This is a genomic window from Ruegeria sp. THAF33 (assembly GCF_009363615.1).
Lineage (GTDB): Bacteria > Pseudomonadota > Alphaproteobacteria > Rhodobacterales > Rhodobacteraceae > Ruegeria.
Window position 1 is genome coordinate 2471528 of the sequence record NZ_CP045384.1, and the last position, 17023, is coordinate 2488550.

Genomic DNA, 17023 nt, shown 5'->3' on the forward strand with positions numbered 1-17023 from the left:
TTATCACAATGATCAAAAAATACTTTCGACATGCAATTCAAAGCTCTGGAAACCTTTCTCTGCGTGGCCGAAGCCGGTGGCTTTCATGCCGCCGCCCGCAAGTTGAATGTGACGCAGACCGCTGTCAGCGCGCGTATTCGCCTGATCGAGGAGGAAACCGGCAGGGCGCTGTTCACGCGCGGTGCCGGCGGAACGGTGCTGACCGAGTTCGGCCGGCAGTTCAAACCCTATGCGGAACAGATGTTGTCCCTTTGGGGCTTTGCATCGCGCGACCTGCCGGTACAGGCACAGAACCGCCCGGCGCTGCGGTTGGGGGGCCAGCTCAGCATCTGGGATCCGTTGCTGGTGGACCTGGCGGTTCGGTTTGAACAGCGCTTTGGCAAATTGCTTTTGACGCTCAACTATGACCACGACCTGAACATGGTAGAAGCGGTGGCAACCCATGTGCTGGACGCGGCGATCACACATGAAAAGCCGGCGGACCGGCGTGTCACATGGTACGCGCTTGAACCCGAGCTTTTGTCCCTGGTCCGGACGCCACAGGTTGACGGCACGGACGATGACATGATCTTCGTCAACCTTGAACTGGGCGAGGTCTATCAGGACCATGTCAGATCGGCTGCGCGACGGGCGTCGGGTCAGACAGTGTTTCTTGGCAATTGCATGATGGCGCTGCGATATGTTCTGCACCGAGGCGGAAACGGCTATTTCCCCGATTACGTCATTTCCGAACACTTGGCCTCGGGTGCTCTGGAGCGGGTCGAGGACAGTATCAGCTTGCCGCTGCCCATGTATCTGGTCACCCGCGGTGATCGCGAGGAATTTGACGACATTCACAGCTGTTTGGTGGATCTTCGCGGCTAGAACTCAGGCCGGCGTCGGCATGATCTGGGACGCGCGCTGCCGTTTTCGCATCAGCGGCCGACCAGCAACAAGCAGGAAAAGGCCCGAGATCAGCACCCCTATGATTGCGGGAAGGTACAGCAGAAACCAAAGCTCCGGGTCATCGATCACCACCGGGGAAACAAACCCGCGCACTCCTTCAAGCAGCACAAGAATGGTGAAGGCACCCAATATCTGCGGCCACAATCCAAACCGGGAAAAGCTGCCCAGCATCAGGGTTGAATACCCGGCCAGCGCCACGGCGATGCATATCGCGATCCACGAGAACCGCTGGTGCAGCTCTTCGATCAGCTTGCCTTGGCTGAACCCTTCCGTGGCTGAAACCTCATCCCGGTTGCGGATCAGGTCCGCCGTTGGAATAGCTTCGAGGCTGCGCCGGGCCATCGGATTTGTATTCGTCAGTTCCGAGATGTCGTAGGACGCGTCCTGGAACAGGGTCGATGACAACACTTTGCCTTCCTTGTTCAGGCGCAATGCAACCCCATCAACCATCACAAGGTGGATGCCCGCATCATTGTTGACCAGATAGGCGGTTACGCTTGAATAGCTGACCGCGTTTTCAGGATCGCGGCGGTCAGACACGAAAACTTCGTGGAGTGTGCCGTCCAGATCAATGCTGCCTATGTAAACCGTGACACCTTCGGCGGGGTGCAGAAACTCGCCTTCGTTCAGCAGTTGAGCCGTCACATCTCCGGCCACTTCGGCTTGCCGGATTTCCAGCTGTTCCACCGAGGCCGGGCGCAGGAACACGCTGATGATCGCCATCATCACCCCGGTAATCACACCGAACAGCAGCACCGCCCGGGCAAGCCGCCAAGGGCTGGATCCGGTGGCCAGCATAACCGTCAGCTCACTTTCGCGGCTCAGGCGATTTGTGGCATAGACGGCGGCGGCAAACACGGCCATGGGCATGACCGTGCGGATCAGGGTCGGCAAAGTCAGCGCGGTGAATTCCAGAAAGACCATTGCCGACTGCCCACCGCTGATGACCCTGTCAAACAGGCTGACAGACCGGGTGATCCAGAACACACCGACAAGCACCAAGGTGAAAAAGCCAAACAGAATCAGCAATTGCCGCAGGAAATATCCATCAAAACGCGACATGGGGCCTCGTGCGTGTGTTCGTTTGCAGCGGACACTAGGGCATTAAGTCGGCAGAGGAAACAGGCATTGGACGTCAGGATGCCCCTGTATGCAACCTTGGCGCATACCGGCTTCATCGCACATCCCCGTTTTGGCACCAGAAGGGCCGGGAGATTACGCTTTGTGAAAACGGCGGCTCATGGCACATTTTACGGATTGATTAGAATGGAGTTTGAATAATGGCACTGTTTTTTTCCCGCCGCACCTATAACGCGCAGAAGAAAAAGTTCACGTTTAAGCCGGCGGCAAAGACCAGATATGTTCACATCACCCAGCAAAGCCCCGGTGGAAAAATTCGTAAGGGAAGTATTGTCAAAAAAGCCAAATGGCTGGATCTCGTGCGACAGGAGGGCGGGGATTCGGCCGTCCTGATCTATGTTCACGGCTTCAACACCAGCCAGAAGGACATGCTGGACCGGCTGGGGAAAATAGAAACCAATCTCAGGGGCAACGGGTATCAGGGCGCGGTTGTTGCCTTTGACTGGCCCAGCGACGGATCGGTGCACACCTATGACTCGGACCGCTCCGATGCCAAGGCGGTGGCACCGCATCTGGTGGGGGACGGAATCTTGCCGCTGTTGGGAATGTCGCCGCGCCCCAAGGTGCATCTGATCGCTCATTCCATGGGAGCGTTGGTGGTACTGCGCGCATTCTCTGACTTCGGGGATTCGGCCGGGCCCGGCAACAAGATATGGTCGGCGGATCAGGTCATGTTCGCGTCAGCGGACATCGATTCAGAATGGCTGGAAAAGGGCGCATGGGGCGATCTGGTCCTGAAAAAACGGTGCAAGCGGTTCACCAATTACTACAGCCGGAAAGACAAGGTGCTGGCCCTGGCCGGCGGGATTGTTCACGGCGGTCGGCGTCGCGCCGGTCGTGTCGGGATGCCGAAGCTGACCTCGAAAGGTCATTGGGATATTTTCTGTGACCACCAATATCAACGAGACGTCCCCAAAGGACAGCGCAAGATGATGAAGTCGCATCGCTGGTGGTTCGACAGCGGCGGGTTTTATGAGGACCTCGCCCTGACGATCGACGGCCATTCGGTAAAAACGATGCCGACCCGGCACAAGACAAATATCGGGGATCTGGCGCTGCTGGCCTGACCGACCGGCCGCCACACGACTTTCTCTGGTGCAAAGCCCGATTTTGCGGGTTTTGCTCAAGCACCGGCTTTGGGCAGAATCTCTGCACGTTCTGATATCGTCAGTATGCGTTGCTGACCAGAAACGGAAAGGGCGCGCTCGACCTCAAGCGCGCCCCAGTCACAAGGGAGAAATTGAAAACCTGCGTTCTGTGCAGAACCTGAACGCCAACTCTTTGACATTCTCAGACAACCAGACTTTCCAACATCCGTCAGTGACGCTGTTCACACTCTGGGCCGGAATTTTTTGATGGCGTATAGGGTTTGGTTGCACTGCGGCTCACAATACCTGCACGCGTCCTGATTGCCGGTTCGCCCCGGCCATAGTCGAAAGCCGCACGCGCTGGAAACGCGCCAGGCACGATTGCCGATTGGTGTTTTGATGCGGATGGCAGGGGCAGCAGGGTTCGAACCCGCGACCTACGGTTTTGGAGACCGTCGCTCTACCAACTGAGCTATACCCCTGTGGTGAGCCCCAGATATGACAGCCGCGCGGCGGACTCAAGAGGCTTTTTCGAATTCCACACCACTATCTGAGCCGACAAACAAGTTGCGCAAAATGTGCAGTGCGCTAAGACAAGGTCCGGTCAGCAAAAGGAACCCCGTGTGAACCTCCGCAAGAAGATCGCAGACAGCGAAGCCGTGCTGAACTGGGTGGCCCGCCGGATTGCCACTTACATTCGATTGGTCAACCGAAACACACGCTGGCAGCGCATCGGATACGAAGAACTGGATCAGCTGGTCGAACAAGGTGAACCTGTCATCGTTGTGCTTTGGCACCAACGGTTGGCGCAGTCGCCCTATTTCTTCCCTCTGGACAAGGGGCGCATCTGTTCGATCACCTCCTCTGCCCGGGCGGGCAGCATGGTGGGCCGGGTACAAAAGCTGTTTGGCATGGACACGATCGCCATGGCCAGCAAGACACGCCACGTCGCCTTGTCACGTCAGGTTCTGGGCAAGATGAAGCAAGGTATCTCTATTGGGATCGCGGCAGACGGACCGCGCGGGCCGGAACGGGTTCTGTCGACGGTTCCGCTGGTATGGGCGCGCACCTCGGGCAAGCGCGTATTCGGTATCACCTTTTCCACGAAACATGGTCGCGAAGCGGGAACCTGGGATCACCTTCTGATGCCCCGCCCCTGGCGAAATGAAGGCGTGTTTCTGTGCCGGGAATGGACTGAAACAGTGCCCCGCAAGGCCAGCGAAGAAGAAATCGAGACCCTGCGCCTGAGCCTGGAGCAGCATATGAACGACATCACGGCAGAAGCTGACCGGATGGTCGGGCGCGAGCCCTGGTCACCTGACGCCTAACCGCCCCTGAGACGTTGCATCAGATAGACTTCGCTGCCTTCGGGAATCGGCTCGGTAAGCCCTGTGGCAATGACACGCCCGTCGATCGCGATGGAGACCCCCGCGTCAATGGGGGCCTGCAACTGCGGGTGGGCCCGGACCAGAGCCCGCAAAAGCTCTCCGGTGGTTTTGGCCTCGACCTCAACCACTTGCTGGCCCCCGGTCAGTGACCGGAGGCCGGACCAGAGGTGGACCTCAACCATTTTCCTTCAGGGCCGCCAGAATGCGCGGCGGAGACATCGGCAGTTGCTTCATCCGAACACCCGCCGCATTGGACACCGCATTGGCGATGGCGGCCAGGGGCGGCACGATGCCCGTCTCGCCCACGCCGCGCACCCCGAACGGGTGGCCCGGGTTGGGCACTTCGACGATCACCGTGTCAATCATCGGCAGGTCACTGGCAACGGGAATCCGGTAGTCAAGAAAGATCGAGTTCTGCAACCGGCCATCTTCGCCATAGATGTATTCCTCGTTCAGTGCCCAGCCGATGCCCTGCGCGGCGCCACCTTGGAACTGCCCTTCCACATAGGTCGGGTGGATCGCCTTTCCGGCGTCCTGAATGACCGTGTACCGGGTGATCGATGTCTTGCCGGTTTCCGGGTCGACCTCGGCATCGACGATATGGGTGCCAAAAGATACGCCCGCGCCTTCGGGGGTTGCTTCGAAATGGCCCGAAATCGGGCCTCCGGTTGATCCCATATCCGCCGTGATGTCGGCCAGAGGCATCGGGTCGAAATCCCCTGCATTGGGCCCCGAGGGCACCGCGCAGCCGTCTTCCCATTTCACCGCATCGACCGGGATGCCCCACTTGGCCGCCGCACGTTCGCACAGTTTCTCGACCGCGTGTCTTGCGGCCTTGATCGTCGCGAGGCCCGACGCGTAGGTCACGCGCGAACCATGGCTCACGTCGTTGTAACCCAGCGTCGCCGTGTCGGCGATGGTCACGCGGATGTTTTCATACGGAATGCCCAGAACCTCGGCCGCCATCAGAGCCATGGATGCGCGCGACCCGCCGATGTCGGGTGTGCCGACCATCAACTGCGCCGAACCATCCTCGGACAGTGCCAGTGAAACGCTGGTCTCGCCCCCGTGGTTGAACCAGAAACCGCAGGAAACCCCGCGCCCCTGCCCCGGCTTCAGCGGTGCCGAGTAATGGGGATGCGCTTTGGCAGCCTCAAGGGTTTCGACCAGACCGATGCGTTCGTAGGTCGGGCCATAGCTGGCCTTCGTGCCTTCATGCGCGGCATTTTTCAGACGCACATCAATAGGATCGAGGCCCAGCTTGTTGCAGAGCTCATCAATGACGGATTCAACGGCGAAGGCGCCCATGGGTGCACCCGGCGCGCGGTAGGCGGCCTGTTTCGGACGGTTCGACATCACGTCGTAACCGATCTGCTTGACGTTGGTCAGGTTGTAGGGCGCAAAGGCACACATGGCCGTCATATCGCCCGGGGCGCCGGGGAAGGCCCCGCCTTGCAGGCGGAAGACACCCTGCGCCGCCGTGATCGTGCCGTCTTTCTTCATGCCGATCTTCACGTCCATTGACGCAGAAGAGGTCGGCCCGGTGGCACGGAAAACCTCGGACCTGGTCATCACGATCTTGACCGGACGGTTGGCCTTGCGGCTGAGCGCCAGCGCGACGGGTTCGATGAAGACCGTGGTCTTGCCGCCAAAACCGCCGCCGATTTCAGACGCCGTGACGCGCAGCTGAGAGGTTTCGATTCCCAGCAGCGCCGCACAGGTCTTTTGCGCGATCCAGTGACCTTGGGTCGTGCACCACAACTCGCCCTTGCCGTCATTGCCCAGCATGCCCAGACAGGCATGCGGTTCGATGTACCCCTGATGGGTCGCCTCGGTCACAAAGCTGTCTTCGATGACCAGATCGGCCTCGGCAAACCCAGCCTCGACATCGCCGTGCCCGCTTTCGTGATAACGCACGACGTTCGGGTGCATCCCTTCCGGCACCGAATAATCCGCAGCACCTTCCCGGATCACCGGCGCATCCGGGGCCATCGCTTTGTCCACATCGGTGACGTGCGGCAGCACCTCGTATTCGACCTCGATCAGTTTCAGCGCGTCACGTGCCGCCAAGGCAGATGTGGCCGCCACCGCAGCAACCGCGTGCCCGTCATAGAGCGCCTTTTCCCCCGCCATGACGTTTTCCAGCACATTCCAGAATTCACCTTCGAGCCCGGGCTTGAATGGGACATCGGCGAAATCGGCACGGGTCACGACGGCTTTGACGTCCTTCGATGCCTCGGCTTTCGAGGTATCAATCCTGACGATCCGGGCATGGGCATGGGGTGAGCGCAGAATCGCGCCGTGCAACATGCCGGGGGCCGAGATATCCGCACCGAACTTGGCCCGGCCCGTCACCTTGTCCAGACCGTCAGGGCGATCGGGGCGGGTGCCAACGAAGGTGAAATCAGTTTTGCGATCGTCCAGAGCCATTATGACGCCTCCCGCATCTCAGCGGCCGTGTCCATCACGGCGCGAATGATCTTGTCATAGCCGGTGCAGCGGCACAGGTTGCCCGCCAGCCAATAGCGCGTTTCTTCCTCGGTCGGATTGGGGTTCTTCTCCAACAGCGACTTCGCCGCCACCAGAATGCCCGGGGTACAGATGCCGCATTGAAGCGCGGCATATTCGATCATCTTCTTCTGCAACGGGTGCAGGATGTCACCATCCGCAATCCCTTCGACGGTCTCGATCTGCTTGCCTTCGGCCTCGACACCCAGCATCAGGCACGAGCACACAAGGCGGCCATCGACGGTGACCGAACACGCGCCGCAATCGCCGGTGCCGCAGCCCTCTTTGGCGCCGGTCAGGTTCAGCTTGTCGCGCAGACAGTCCAGCAGGGTTTCCCGCGGGTCGCACAGGTATTCGACTGCGTCCCCGTTCACGGTGGTGGATACGTGGAGCTTGCTCATGCGTTTTCTCCCTTCGCGCGGGCATAGGCGATCTTTGCGGCACGCTTGGCCAGAACGCCAGCGACTTCGGTACGGAACGCGATCGTACCTCGTTTGTCGTCGATCGGATTGCAGGCGGCCGACGCGGCCGCGGCCAGTGCGTCAAGGGCGGCATCGTCCAAAGTGCTGCCGATGATCGCTTTGGCACAGTCTTCAACCAATAGAACGGTCGGTGCCACGGCACCCAGCGACACGCGCGCCTCGGTGATGACGTCACCATCCAGACGGAGGTTCACACCAACGCCCACCACCGCAATGTCCATTTCGGTACGGGGGATGAACCGCAGATAGGCGTCGCCCCCATTCTCGCCGCGTGCAGGGATGTTGACGGCCGAGATCAACTCGCCCTTGGCCAGCGAGGTCTTGCCGGGCCCGGTCGGGATGTCCTCGACCGCAACGTCACACGTGCCGTCGGGGCCAGTTACGGTGACGGTCACGCCTGCGGCCACCATGGCGGGCACGGAATCAGCCGCGGGTGAGCCATTGCACAGATTGCCCGTCAGCGTCGCGCGGCCCTGAACCTGAGTTGAACCGATCAGGTCCATCGCCTCGACCACACCGGGCCAGTCGCGGCCAAGCTCGGGGTGCTCGCTCATCTCGGCGCCGGTGACGGCCACGCCGATCGTCCAACTGCCGTCGGCATTGCGGGTGATGTCACGCACGCCGTCGATCTTCTTGATGTCGATGAGCGTATCGGGCGTCACCAGTTCCGAGCGCAGTTGCACAAGTACATCCGTACCGCCCGCCAGAAAACGTGTAATGCCCGTCGCGTTCGCGGCCAGAGCCGAAGCTTCGGCAAAGCTGGCGGGGCTGTGATAATCCATGAAGCTACCTCGTACCTGTTGGTCAGGAATATCTGGGTTCGCGGCGACGTTAATTCACCCCTCGTCCGGCGTCCATGGGCCGAGCGACCAAAATTCAACTTCCAAATGTCGCTTTTGGACAGGGTTCAGAGATCGATCTCGATCACACCATCAGGTTCCGCCGCGCGGCTTTGGCACAGGATCATGGCGCCTTCGCGCTGTTTGCGGGACAAAACGAAATCCCGATGCTCGACCTCGCCCGAAATGACACCGCATTTACAGACGCCGCAGATGCCGTCTGCGCATTTCACATCCACATGAATACCGGCTTCGTTCAGAACTTGCGCCGCGTCCTTGTCTGCGGGCACGGGAAGTGTCCGACCCGAACGCGCAAGCTTGAGCTCAAACGCGTGGTTTTCATATTCAGGCGTTTCAGGAACAGAGAAATATTCCAGATGACGCGCCTCTTCGGGAAAGCCCTGCTGCTCGGCCGCCTGAATCACGCCGTTCATGTAACGATCCGGCCCGCAGGTATAGACATGCCATCCATCCCGGTAGCCGGACAGAATCACATTCAGATCAGCGCGGGTGCCTTCATCCGAGAAATGGTAATGAACGCGATCCGCCCAGGGCATGGCGGCCAGGTCATCCAGATAACCCGCCCCGCCCCTTGTGCTGGCCGAATAGTGCAATTCGAAATCGCGGCCCAGCGCATGCAGGCGGTGGGCAAATGCGATCATCGGGGTGATTCCGATGCCGCCACCCATGAGGAATGTTCTGGTTGCCGTTTCATCCAATTCAAAGTGGTTGATCGGTTTGGATACGAAAACCTTTCGGCCCTCGGTAAAGATGCGATGCAACAGCGCGGACCCGCCACGCCCGTCATCTTCGCGCAGCACGCCGATCTGATAGGTCTTACGATCCGACGGGTCTCCGGACATGGAATATTGCCGCAGAAATTCAGGCGCGACCAGGACGTCCAGATGTGCGCCCGCTGTCCATCCCGGCAGGGGCGCACCGTCCAGCGATGCAAATTCGTATTTCGTGACATCCGCCGTCATCTTTTCAACCTTGGTCACGGCGACCCGCATCACAGGTGCATCACCGGCGATCTGATAGCGATGGATGATCGACATGTCCCCGCTTGCCTTGCGGGCCTTGTACTCGTCGGCCGTCACCATGGCCTCATAGGCTGCAATCCCGGCTTCTCGGTCCATTGCAAAGGGATAGGGCCAGGGGTGCGGAGCCAGATAAGCGGGATAGACGGCCAGGGTCTGATCCTCGTATTTCAGGTCCAGATCCTTTTGCAGATCGCGCCGGTTCAACGGGTGCGTCGTGGAGCGATAGGCGCCGTCGGGCTGCAACTCGATATCCCACCACCATTTCTTGATGTCGTTCAGCCCGCCATTGCCGACTGCATCGTCCAGCCTGGCCAGCGCGGGCGCGGCGGCGGGGATGTGCATCGCAGCCCAGCGGAACGGGCGTTCGGCGAAGATGCCTTCGAGGTTCCACGGGCAGGTCTTCATGCAGCGCCCGCACATCGCACCGCCCGGGGTCGTCACACGGTACGTGGCGCATTTCTGGCTGTCGGATTTCCAGATTTCGTAACCGTTGAACATCAGCTTAGGTCCGGCGGTGATCGCGCCCGAGGGACATTCGCGGGCGCATTTGTTGCAGGATGCGCAAAAGGTTTGCAGGCCGAAATCGATGGGTTTGTCATGCGCCATCGGCATGTCGGTCGTCACCACGCCTGATTTCAGGCGCGGGCCCAGATAGGGGTTCAGGATTACTTCTCCGATCCGGCTGACCTCGCCCAGGCCGGACAGCAACAAAAGCGGCGGTTGCAGCACCTCGCCATCCATCACCGTATGCGCCTTGGCCTTGTAGCCCAGGTTGCGGATCTGCTGGGCGATCACGCCGCCCAGCAGCGAAAAGCGTAGATAGGCGCGCATGGATTGGGCGACGCTGATCCAGTCGTCACCGCTGGCACCTTCCATCGTTTCATAGCCCTGATCGATGATCATGCTGATGGCCTGATCATGAGGCGGCACGATTTCTTCGCCCGTGGCGTCATGAGAATACCACGCCCATTCCGGGCAGCGGCTGAGGCCCACCGCATCGACCCCCAGGAAATAGGTCGCTGCCTTGATGTTCGCCGCATTGCGCTCGGCATCGGTGGGTCCGGCGACTTCGACGCTTTCACCATCCTGCAACAGAACGAATGCACCGAGCGCGCGACGCTGGGCAAAGCTGGGCGCGGCCTTGCGCACGTAGTACCCGCCTTTCGCGGCGTCCTGCAATGACTTGCCCATGTCGCCGAACTGGGCGCGGGCGAACATGTCGGCGCGCTTGGGAACGCGGGCAACATTCTCTTCGTCGATATAGGTTGTCGGAGCCTCGACCCGTTTGAGCTTTTCGAAGGGATGGGCCCCGTCCACATAGCGTCGTTTGGCATATGGGTCACGGTTGAGGGCGTTCTTGGCAAATCCCGTGCCCAGCCACCATGCCGGACCTTGGGTTCGAAACCACGGCTGTTGCGCCATGGGCCTCAGCGGCCGGTCATGCGCGATGGGCATCTCGGTCGTCACGGCTGCAAGGCCAAACCGGGTGCCCAGCCAAGGCGCAACCAGCTGGTCGCCCTCGACCGAGGCCAGACCGGCGGCCACGGCCAGCTTGCCCAGATCAACTTCGGACGACATCACGCTGTGCGTGCGGGCGTCAAAACCCAGCAGTCGGATATAGTTGGCGATGACCACGGCATTCTCGGTTGCCAGCAGGCAGGCACGATGATCCTGCGCGTCGATGATCCAGTCCGCACCGGGTTCGGAAGGGTCAGGGTCGCGATTGTGTTCGTAAAGAAAGACGATGGCGTGACGGTGGTCGTCAATCGGCTTGGGCGCGGCCTCCATACTGTCTTTCAGATCGGCCATGATGAGGTCGATTCCAGAGGCCAGCGTTTTGGTCTGGCGCGTGCGCAGCGCGTGGGCAAGCCGGTCGATATCGGGGTTGCGGCGTGGTTCGTCCAGCAGTGCATCCGACGGCAACGGCCCACAGCCTATCATCGATGCGTCGTTGAAATATCCAAATGCCTTCAGATGGTTTGCGCGCTCCTGCGGGTCTGAGGGGATCTCGGATGCAATCGGGTTCACCAACCCGTCGCGGATCGCGTCCAGCATCGCCTGAAACTCACCCATGGCGTTGACGATGCTGTCGGGCCGTTCCGGCCGGTGGAAACTCAATTCGCCCATGGTGGGCACGCGCGACAAATCCGGCATGGTATCTTGTCGTGTCAAACGCTCCAACGGGTATCGCCCCATGTGAACGGGCCGGTTCTTGTCCGAGAAAAAGCGGATTCCCATTGTACGCCTCCTGTTGCCATCCATCCCCTACCCCGTCATGGACAGCGAAACCATTCATGCATAATCATAAGCGGTATGAAGAAAATCGATTTCACTGATCTCGACGGCAAGGTTCTGCGCACCTTTCTGACCATTCTCGAGGAAAGCTCGGTTTCGAAAGCTGCGGATCGGCTGGGCGTCACGCAATCGGCCATCAGCCACACTCTGGCCAAGCTCCGGCTGGTGCTGGGCGACCCGTTGTTTGTCCGGTCCGGTCAGGGCCTGACCCCGACCGAGCGCGCCTTGTCCTTGAAGGAGCCCGCACAAAAGGTGCTGGACGGAATGCGGGCGCTGACCGAAGGGCGGCCGTTCGATCCGCAGTCCGAACAGATCAGGATCCGCATCGCCACCAATGACATGCCACGCGAGTTGATCTTTCCGCAGCTGCTTCGAGAAACACGTGCCGAAGACGCAGGTCTGCGGCTGGAATTCATTCCTTCAGGCGTTCCCGACCCCGAGCTTCTGCGCAGTGACAGATGCCAGTTGATGCTGACCCCGTTGCCACCGGATGGGCCGGATATCTTTCAAAAACGCCTGATGACCAGCCCGCTGATGCTGTTCTATGACGCCACACAGCGCACGCCACCGGACAGTTGGGACGCCTATTGCAACTGCGATCATGTCGAGGTTCGCTTTGCCGATGGCCGCAATGCCCGCGCCGTCATGCGTGGCGTCGATCAAAGCCAGATCAGGCCAGCGGTGGTGACCCTGCCTCATTTCAACGCCATCCCGGCCTTCATACTGGGCAGCGACCTGATCTCGACCGACACGGCGCTGATGAAACAGGGCCCGCTGGCCATGCTGGATTGCGCGCCACTGCCGTTCGAATGCGCGTCGGTGTCGATCTACATGGTCTGGCACCAGAGGTCGGCCAATGACCCGGCACATCGCTGGGTGCGGGCCCGGATCGAGGCGATCGCCGCGTCTCTTCAGACCTGAGACAACAGCCAGTCGCGCATGATCCTGACCAGTTGCGGCTGGCGCGGCTTGCGGGGCGCAACCACGTAAAACCCCAGATCTGCAACCAGAACATCCGCGAGCGGCTGAACAAGACGGCCCGAGGCCACCTCGGGCACGACAAGAGGCGCATTGGCCAATGCTATCCCCTGCCCCGAAACTGCCGCGTCGATCGCAAGACTGGTCTGGCTGAAGCTCATCATTCTGGGCTTTCCGCTTGCACCCACCCGTTCAAGAAACAAGGGCCACAATCCGTGGGTGTCGTTCAGCAATACCTGCTTCATCAAGTCAGAAGGTTTGTTGATTCCGCCCGCAACAGAAGGGCTGCATACCGGGATGAATTCGGTCGAGAACAAGGGCACCGCTTCCAGTTCCGCCGCAAACGGCGCTCGACCCTGCCTGACCGCAAGATCGACGCCATCCGAACTGAAATCCGCCAGACGCTCGCGCGCATCCACCTGAACCGAGATGTCCGGATACAGGTCCGTGAAGCCCGACAAACGCGGCACCAACCATTTCGAGGCAAAGCTGGGCGTTACCGACAATGTGATCCGCCGGTCCGGAGACAGGTCGGCGACGGCCTCTTCGATCAACCTGAAGGCACGACGCAGCGGCGCGTGAAACCGCCGCCCGGATTCGGTCAGTCGCAACCCACGCGACAGGCGATCGAACAGAACCTCGTCCAATCGTGCTTCAAGCCCGCGCACCTGCTGCGCGACGGCACCTTGTGTAACGCCGAGTTCCTCGGCGGCCAGTCGAAAGTTCAAGTGACGGCCAGAAGCCTCGAAAGCGCGCAAGGCGTTTAGGGGTGGAAGGGCGGTCATGCTGTTATCCTGTAGATTTTCTACAGAATAGAGGCAGCAGAACTGATTGGTCAAACCACTGTCCGACGGCCATCTTGGGATCAATTGAAAACGGAGATGTCAAATGGAAAAAGTAGCACTTATCACGGCGGGCGGCAGCGGCATGGGGGCGGATTCCGCCCGGAGGCTGGCGGCGGACGGGTTCAAGGTCGGCATTCTGTCCTCCTCGGGCAAAGGGGAAGCTTTGGCAAAGGAGCTGGGCGGCGTCGGCATTACCGGCTCGAACCAGTCCACCGAGGATTTGCAGAAACTTGTCGATGCCGCCATGGCCCATTGGGGGCGAATTGACGTTCTGGTCAATTCTGCCGGTCACGGCCCCCGCGCCCCGATCCTTGAACTGACGGATGAGGATTGGCACACCGGCATGGATGTCTATTTCCTGAACGCGGTGCGCCCAACCCGGCTTGTGACCCCGATCATGCAGGCGCAGGGGGGAGGCTCGATCATCAACATCTCGACCTTTGCCGCGTTCGAGCCGGATCCGGTTTTCCCGACGTCGGGCGTGTTCCGCGCCGGGTTGGCCGCCTTCACCAAGCTGTACTCGGACAAATATGCCGCCGCGAATATCCGCATGAACAACATTCTTCCGGGCTTCATTGACAGCCTGCCCGAGAAAGAAGAATTCCGCAACCGCATTCCGATGGGTCGTTATGGGCGCAGCTATGACGAGATCGCCTCGGTCGTCGCTCTGCTCGCCTCGGAGGGCGGCGGTTACATCACCGGACAGAATATCCGGGTGGACGGCGGTATCACCCGGTCTGTCTGAGCTTAGAACCGCGCCTTTACAAGATGCGTCAGCGCCGCGCCGGATTCAAAAAAGGCGCGGCGCACGCGCGTCCAGTTTTCGCGGTGTTCCGACACGGCGGGAACCGGCAGAAGCGAGGGATCACCGGCCAGAAGGCTTTCGGCCATCATGCGGCCGAACACCGTGCCCGGGCCGATGCCGCGACCGGAATACCCGTGTGCGGCCAAAGCGTTGGGGCCGATCTGCGTGATCTTTGGAATATGATCCGATGTCATTGCGATCCGCCCGTGCCACCCGTGTGCCAACGGCTGGTCGGCCAATTGCGGATAGAGCTCGGCCAGCTTGCGCCGGACCCAACCGGAATGTGCAACCCGGCCGGCATGTCCCAGATCCCCCATGCCGCCAATGATCATCCGACCCGCCTGATCCAGCCGGAATGACGTCATGATCAGCCCGGTATCCCAGCACCCTTCTTTCCTTGGCAGGATACTGGCGCGCAAATTGTCGGTCAGCGGGGCCGTGGCATACTGGAAATAGTAGACCGGCACATAGGCAGGCGCGGTATCCGGCAGCGCAAGATGATAGGCATTCGTCGCCTGAATGACCGATCTTGCCCGAACCGTCCCGCCCGGTGTCACCAGAACCCAGTGCCCGCCCTCATATGTCATGGTCTGCACGGGGCTTTGCGTGTGTATCCGCGCCCCGGCCTGTGACGCCGCGCGCGCCAAACCCACCGCATAGGCCAAAGGCTGAATGGTTCCTGCCCGTGGATCGAACAAGGCACCGTGAAAGGCCTGGCTGCCGGTGCGTTCACCCGCCTGGTCCGCCGACAATAGCTCAACCGGTGCTCCGGCTTCGCTCAACTGCGCATGACGCGTATGCAGGTCCTTCAAACCCGACGCGGAATGAGCGCAATGCAGGGTTCCGTTGCGCACGGGCTCACACGCAATGCCATATTCATCGATCCAGGCAAACACATCCGACGGCGCCTTGGCCAGCAAGTCGATCAAACGGTTCCCCGGTTCAGCACCGATATGCGTGCGGATGTCGTCCGGCGGAAGCCACAGCCCTGCATTGACCAGACCGACATTGCGCCCCGAACCGCCAAACCCGATCTCCTGCACCTCGAGCAGGCAGACCGACGCGCCGGCGCGGGCTGCGGTCAACGCCGCTGAACAGCCGGTGTAGCCACCTCCGATGACAGCCAGATCAACCGCGGCGTCAGCGGTCAGGGGCGGTGCGGTGACTGTCTCGGTGCAAGTGGTCTGCCAAAGTGATTGTTCGGGATCGTTCACGTCGGGCCTCTGAGTCTTGTCGGCGGATCATCATACCGATACCCCCCCTTTGCAAGCGGCCTTTTGACCCGTGCTGCGACAACGAAACAGACACCGCAGGCACGGGCTTTGCCCGGGCCTGCCGGGCCCAAGCAGAGGAGTCATTCCGTTAGGAATGATGACGACGGACGGGAGAGCCCGCGTGGTGGGCTCAGACGTCGAGCGATCGCGCGATCAGCTCTTTCATGACCTCGTTGGTGCCGCCATAGATCATCTGCACCCTGGCATCCGCGTAAAGACGCGCAATCGGGTATTCCATCATGAACCCGTAGCCGCCGAACAGTTGCAGGCATTCATGCATGATCTCGTTCTGCACCTCGGATCCCCAGTATTTGGCCATCGAAGCAGTTGCCGCGTCCAACTCGCCTGCTTCCAGTTTCCCGATACAATCATTGATGAAACTGCGCAGAACCTCGGCCTTGGTCTTGCATTCCGCCAGTTTGAACCGGGTATTCTGAAAATCCATCACCCGCTGCCCGAAGGCTTTGCGTTCCTGCACGTATTTCACGGTTTCGCCGATGGCGAAATCGATCGCGCCCAGCGCCATGATCGCGATATTCAGCCGTTCCCACGGCAGCTGTTTCATCAGTTGATAGAAACCCTGCCCTTCCTCGGGGCCTAACAGGTTTGTCATCGGCACTTTGACATCTTCGAAAAACAACTCGGCAGTGTCATTGCCCTTCATGCCCATTTTCTTGAGGTTCCGCCCCCGGCGAAAACCTTCACACCCGTCTGTTTCCACCACGATCAACGAAACGCCGCGTGCACCAGCGGTCTTGTCGGTCTTGGCGGCCACGATGATCAGATCCGCAGTCTGTCCGTTCGTGATGAAGATTTTAGACCCGTTCAACCGGTAAGAGTTGCCGTCCTTCTCGGCCGTCGTCCGCACCGCCTGCACGTCCGAACCGGTACTGGGTTCGGTCATTGCCAGCGCGCCGACCAATTCACCCGACGCCAGTTTGGGCAACCACTTCTTCTTCTGATCTTCGCTGCCATAAGCGGTGAGATAGTGGGTCACGATCGACTGAATGCCATAGCCCCAACCCGCATCACCCCGCGCGCCCTGTTCGTAGGCCGTGATGGCGTCAAAGCCCATGCCGCCGCCGACGCCGCCATATTCTTCAGGGATCGCACCCGCCATCAGCCCGGTTTCGCCGGCCTTTCGCCAGAAATCGCGATCCACAACGCCGTTTTCAACCCAGGTTTCGATATTGGGCGACAGTTCGTCATCCATGAACCGACCCGCCATATCCGCGAACATGCGGTGTTCATCAGTGACCCATGCCGCAGTCGAAGTGAAAAGTGACATTGAACGCCCTCCAATCGGTCTTTCCGAGAAGGCTAGCGCCGTGTTCGGTTCACGCCAATCCTTGTGACGCCGCGTCCCTTTGAGGAACAACGCAACGTCTCGGCC

General features: G+C 60.3%; 14 protein-coding genes and 1 tRNA gene. 5 read left to right on the forward strand and 10 right to left on the reverse strand.

Annotated elements, in window-relative coordinates:
• Positions 1 to 30 precede the first annotated feature (30 nt).
• Positions 31 to 864, forward strand: coding sequence for a LysR family transcriptional regulator (locus FIU92_RS12345; protein WP_152458900.1), 834 nt, complete (start codon positions 31 to 33; stop codon positions 862 to 864).
• Positions 865 to 867: 3 nt separating this feature from the next.
• On the opposite strand, the gene lptF is transcribed toward FIU92_RS12345, so the two are convergent.
• Positions 868 to 2007 (reverse strand): LPS export ABC transporter permease LptF, encoded by a 1140-nt coding sequence (gene lptF / locus FIU92_RS12350; RefSeq protein ID WP_152458901.1) that lies wholly within the window; start codon positions 2005 to 2007, stop codon positions 868 to 870.
• A gap of 218 nt (positions 2008 to 2225) precedes the next feature.
• Here lptF and FIU92_RS12355 point away from each other — a divergent pair, with 218 nt between their 5' ends.
• A complete protein-coding gene (locus tag FIU92_RS12355; protein WP_152458902.1) occupies positions 2226 to 3152 on the forward strand; it encodes an alpha/beta fold hydrolase in 927 nt (308 codons plus the stop codon).
• A 427-nt stretch (positions 3153 to 3579) separates the two neighbouring features.
• Here FIU92_RS12355 and FIU92_RS12360 read toward each other — a convergent pair.
• Positions 3580 to 3655 (reverse strand) — tRNA-Trp (locus FIU92_RS12360).
• A 141-nt stretch (positions 3656 to 3796) separates the two neighbouring features.
• On the opposite strand from FIU92_RS12360, the gene FIU92_RS12365 reads away from it, so the two are divergent.
• On the forward strand, positions 3797 to 4501 hold the full coding sequence (locus FIU92_RS12365) for a lysophospholipid acyltransferase family protein (RefSeq protein ID WP_152458903.1): 705 nt from the start codon (positions 3797 to 3799) through the stop codon (positions 4499 to 4501).
• Here the strand turns inward: FIU92_RS12365 and FIU92_RS12370 are convergent.
• The 5 genes from FIU92_RS12370 to FIU92_RS12390 form a co-directional block, all read right to left on the reverse strand.
• Complete coding sequence (locus FIU92_RS12370; RefSeq protein ID WP_152458904.1) at positions 4498 to 4743, reverse strand: MoaD/ThiS family protein; 246 nt, start codon at positions 4741 to 4743, stop codon at positions 4498 to 4500. The genes FIU92_RS12365 and FIU92_RS12370 overlap by 4 nt on opposite strands.
• A complete protein-coding gene (locus FIU92_RS12375; protein WP_152458905.1) occupies positions 4736 to 6991 on the reverse strand; it encodes a xanthine dehydrogenase family protein molybdopterin-binding subunit in 2256 nt (751 codons plus the stop codon). The genes FIU92_RS12370 and FIU92_RS12375 overlap by 8 nt, the downstream gene beginning before the upstream one ends.
• On the reverse strand, positions 6991 to 7470 hold the full coding sequence (locus tag FIU92_RS12380; RefSeq protein WP_152458906.1) for a (2Fe-2S)-binding protein: 480 nt from the start codon (positions 7468 to 7470) through the stop codon (positions 6991 to 6993). The genes FIU92_RS12375 and FIU92_RS12380 overlap by 1 nt, the downstream gene beginning before the upstream one ends.
• Positions 7467 to 8333 (reverse strand): xanthine dehydrogenase family protein subunit M, encoded by an 867-nt coding sequence (locus FIU92_RS12385; protein WP_152458907.1) that lies wholly within the window; start codon positions 8331 to 8333, stop codon positions 7467 to 7469. Before FIU92_RS12385 ends, FIU92_RS12380 begins: the two co-directional genes overlap by 4 nt.
• A gap of 125 nt (positions 8334 to 8458) precedes the next feature.
• Entirely contained in the window at positions 8459 to 11671 is a 3213-nt protein-coding gene (locus FIU92_RS12390; protein WP_152458908.1) for a reductive dehalogenase, read from the reverse strand.
• Between the two features lie 75 nt (positions 11672 to 11746).
• On the opposite strand from FIU92_RS12390, the gene FIU92_RS12395 reads away from it, so the two are divergent.
• Positions 11747 to 12649, forward strand: coding sequence for a LysR family transcriptional regulator (locus FIU92_RS12395; RefSeq protein WP_152458909.1), 903 nt, complete (start codon positions 11747 to 11749; stop codon positions 12647 to 12649).
• Here the strand turns inward: FIU92_RS12395 and FIU92_RS12400 are convergent.
• Entirely contained in the window at positions 12640 to 13491 is an 852-nt protein-coding gene (locus tag FIU92_RS12400) for a LysR substrate-binding domain-containing protein (RefSeq protein ID WP_152458910.1), read from the reverse strand. The genes FIU92_RS12395 and FIU92_RS12400 overlap by 10 nt on opposite strands.
• A 103-nt stretch (positions 13492 to 13594) precedes the next feature.
• On the opposite strand from FIU92_RS12400, the gene FIU92_RS12405 reads away from it, so the two are divergent.
• Entirely contained in the window at positions 13595 to 14296 is a 702-nt protein-coding gene (locus FIU92_RS12405; RefSeq protein WP_152458911.1) for an SDR family oxidoreductase, read from the forward strand.
• 2 nt (positions 14297 to 14298) lie between these two features.
• On the opposite strand, the gene FIU92_RS12410 is transcribed toward FIU92_RS12405, so the two are convergent.
• Complete coding sequence (locus FIU92_RS12410; RefSeq protein WP_152458912.1) at positions 14299 to 15570, reverse strand: FAD-binding oxidoreductase; 1272 nt, start codon at positions 15568 to 15570, stop codon at positions 14299 to 14301.
• A 190-nt stretch (positions 15571 to 15760) separates the two neighbouring features.
• The gene (locus FIU92_RS12415; protein WP_152458913.1) at positions 15761 to 16918 is read right to left on the reverse strand and encodes an acyl-CoA dehydrogenase family protein; all 1158 of its coding nucleotides are present in this window, start codon (positions 16916 to 16918) and stop codon (positions 15761 to 15763) included.
• Positions 16919 to 17023 lie beyond the last annotated feature (105 nt).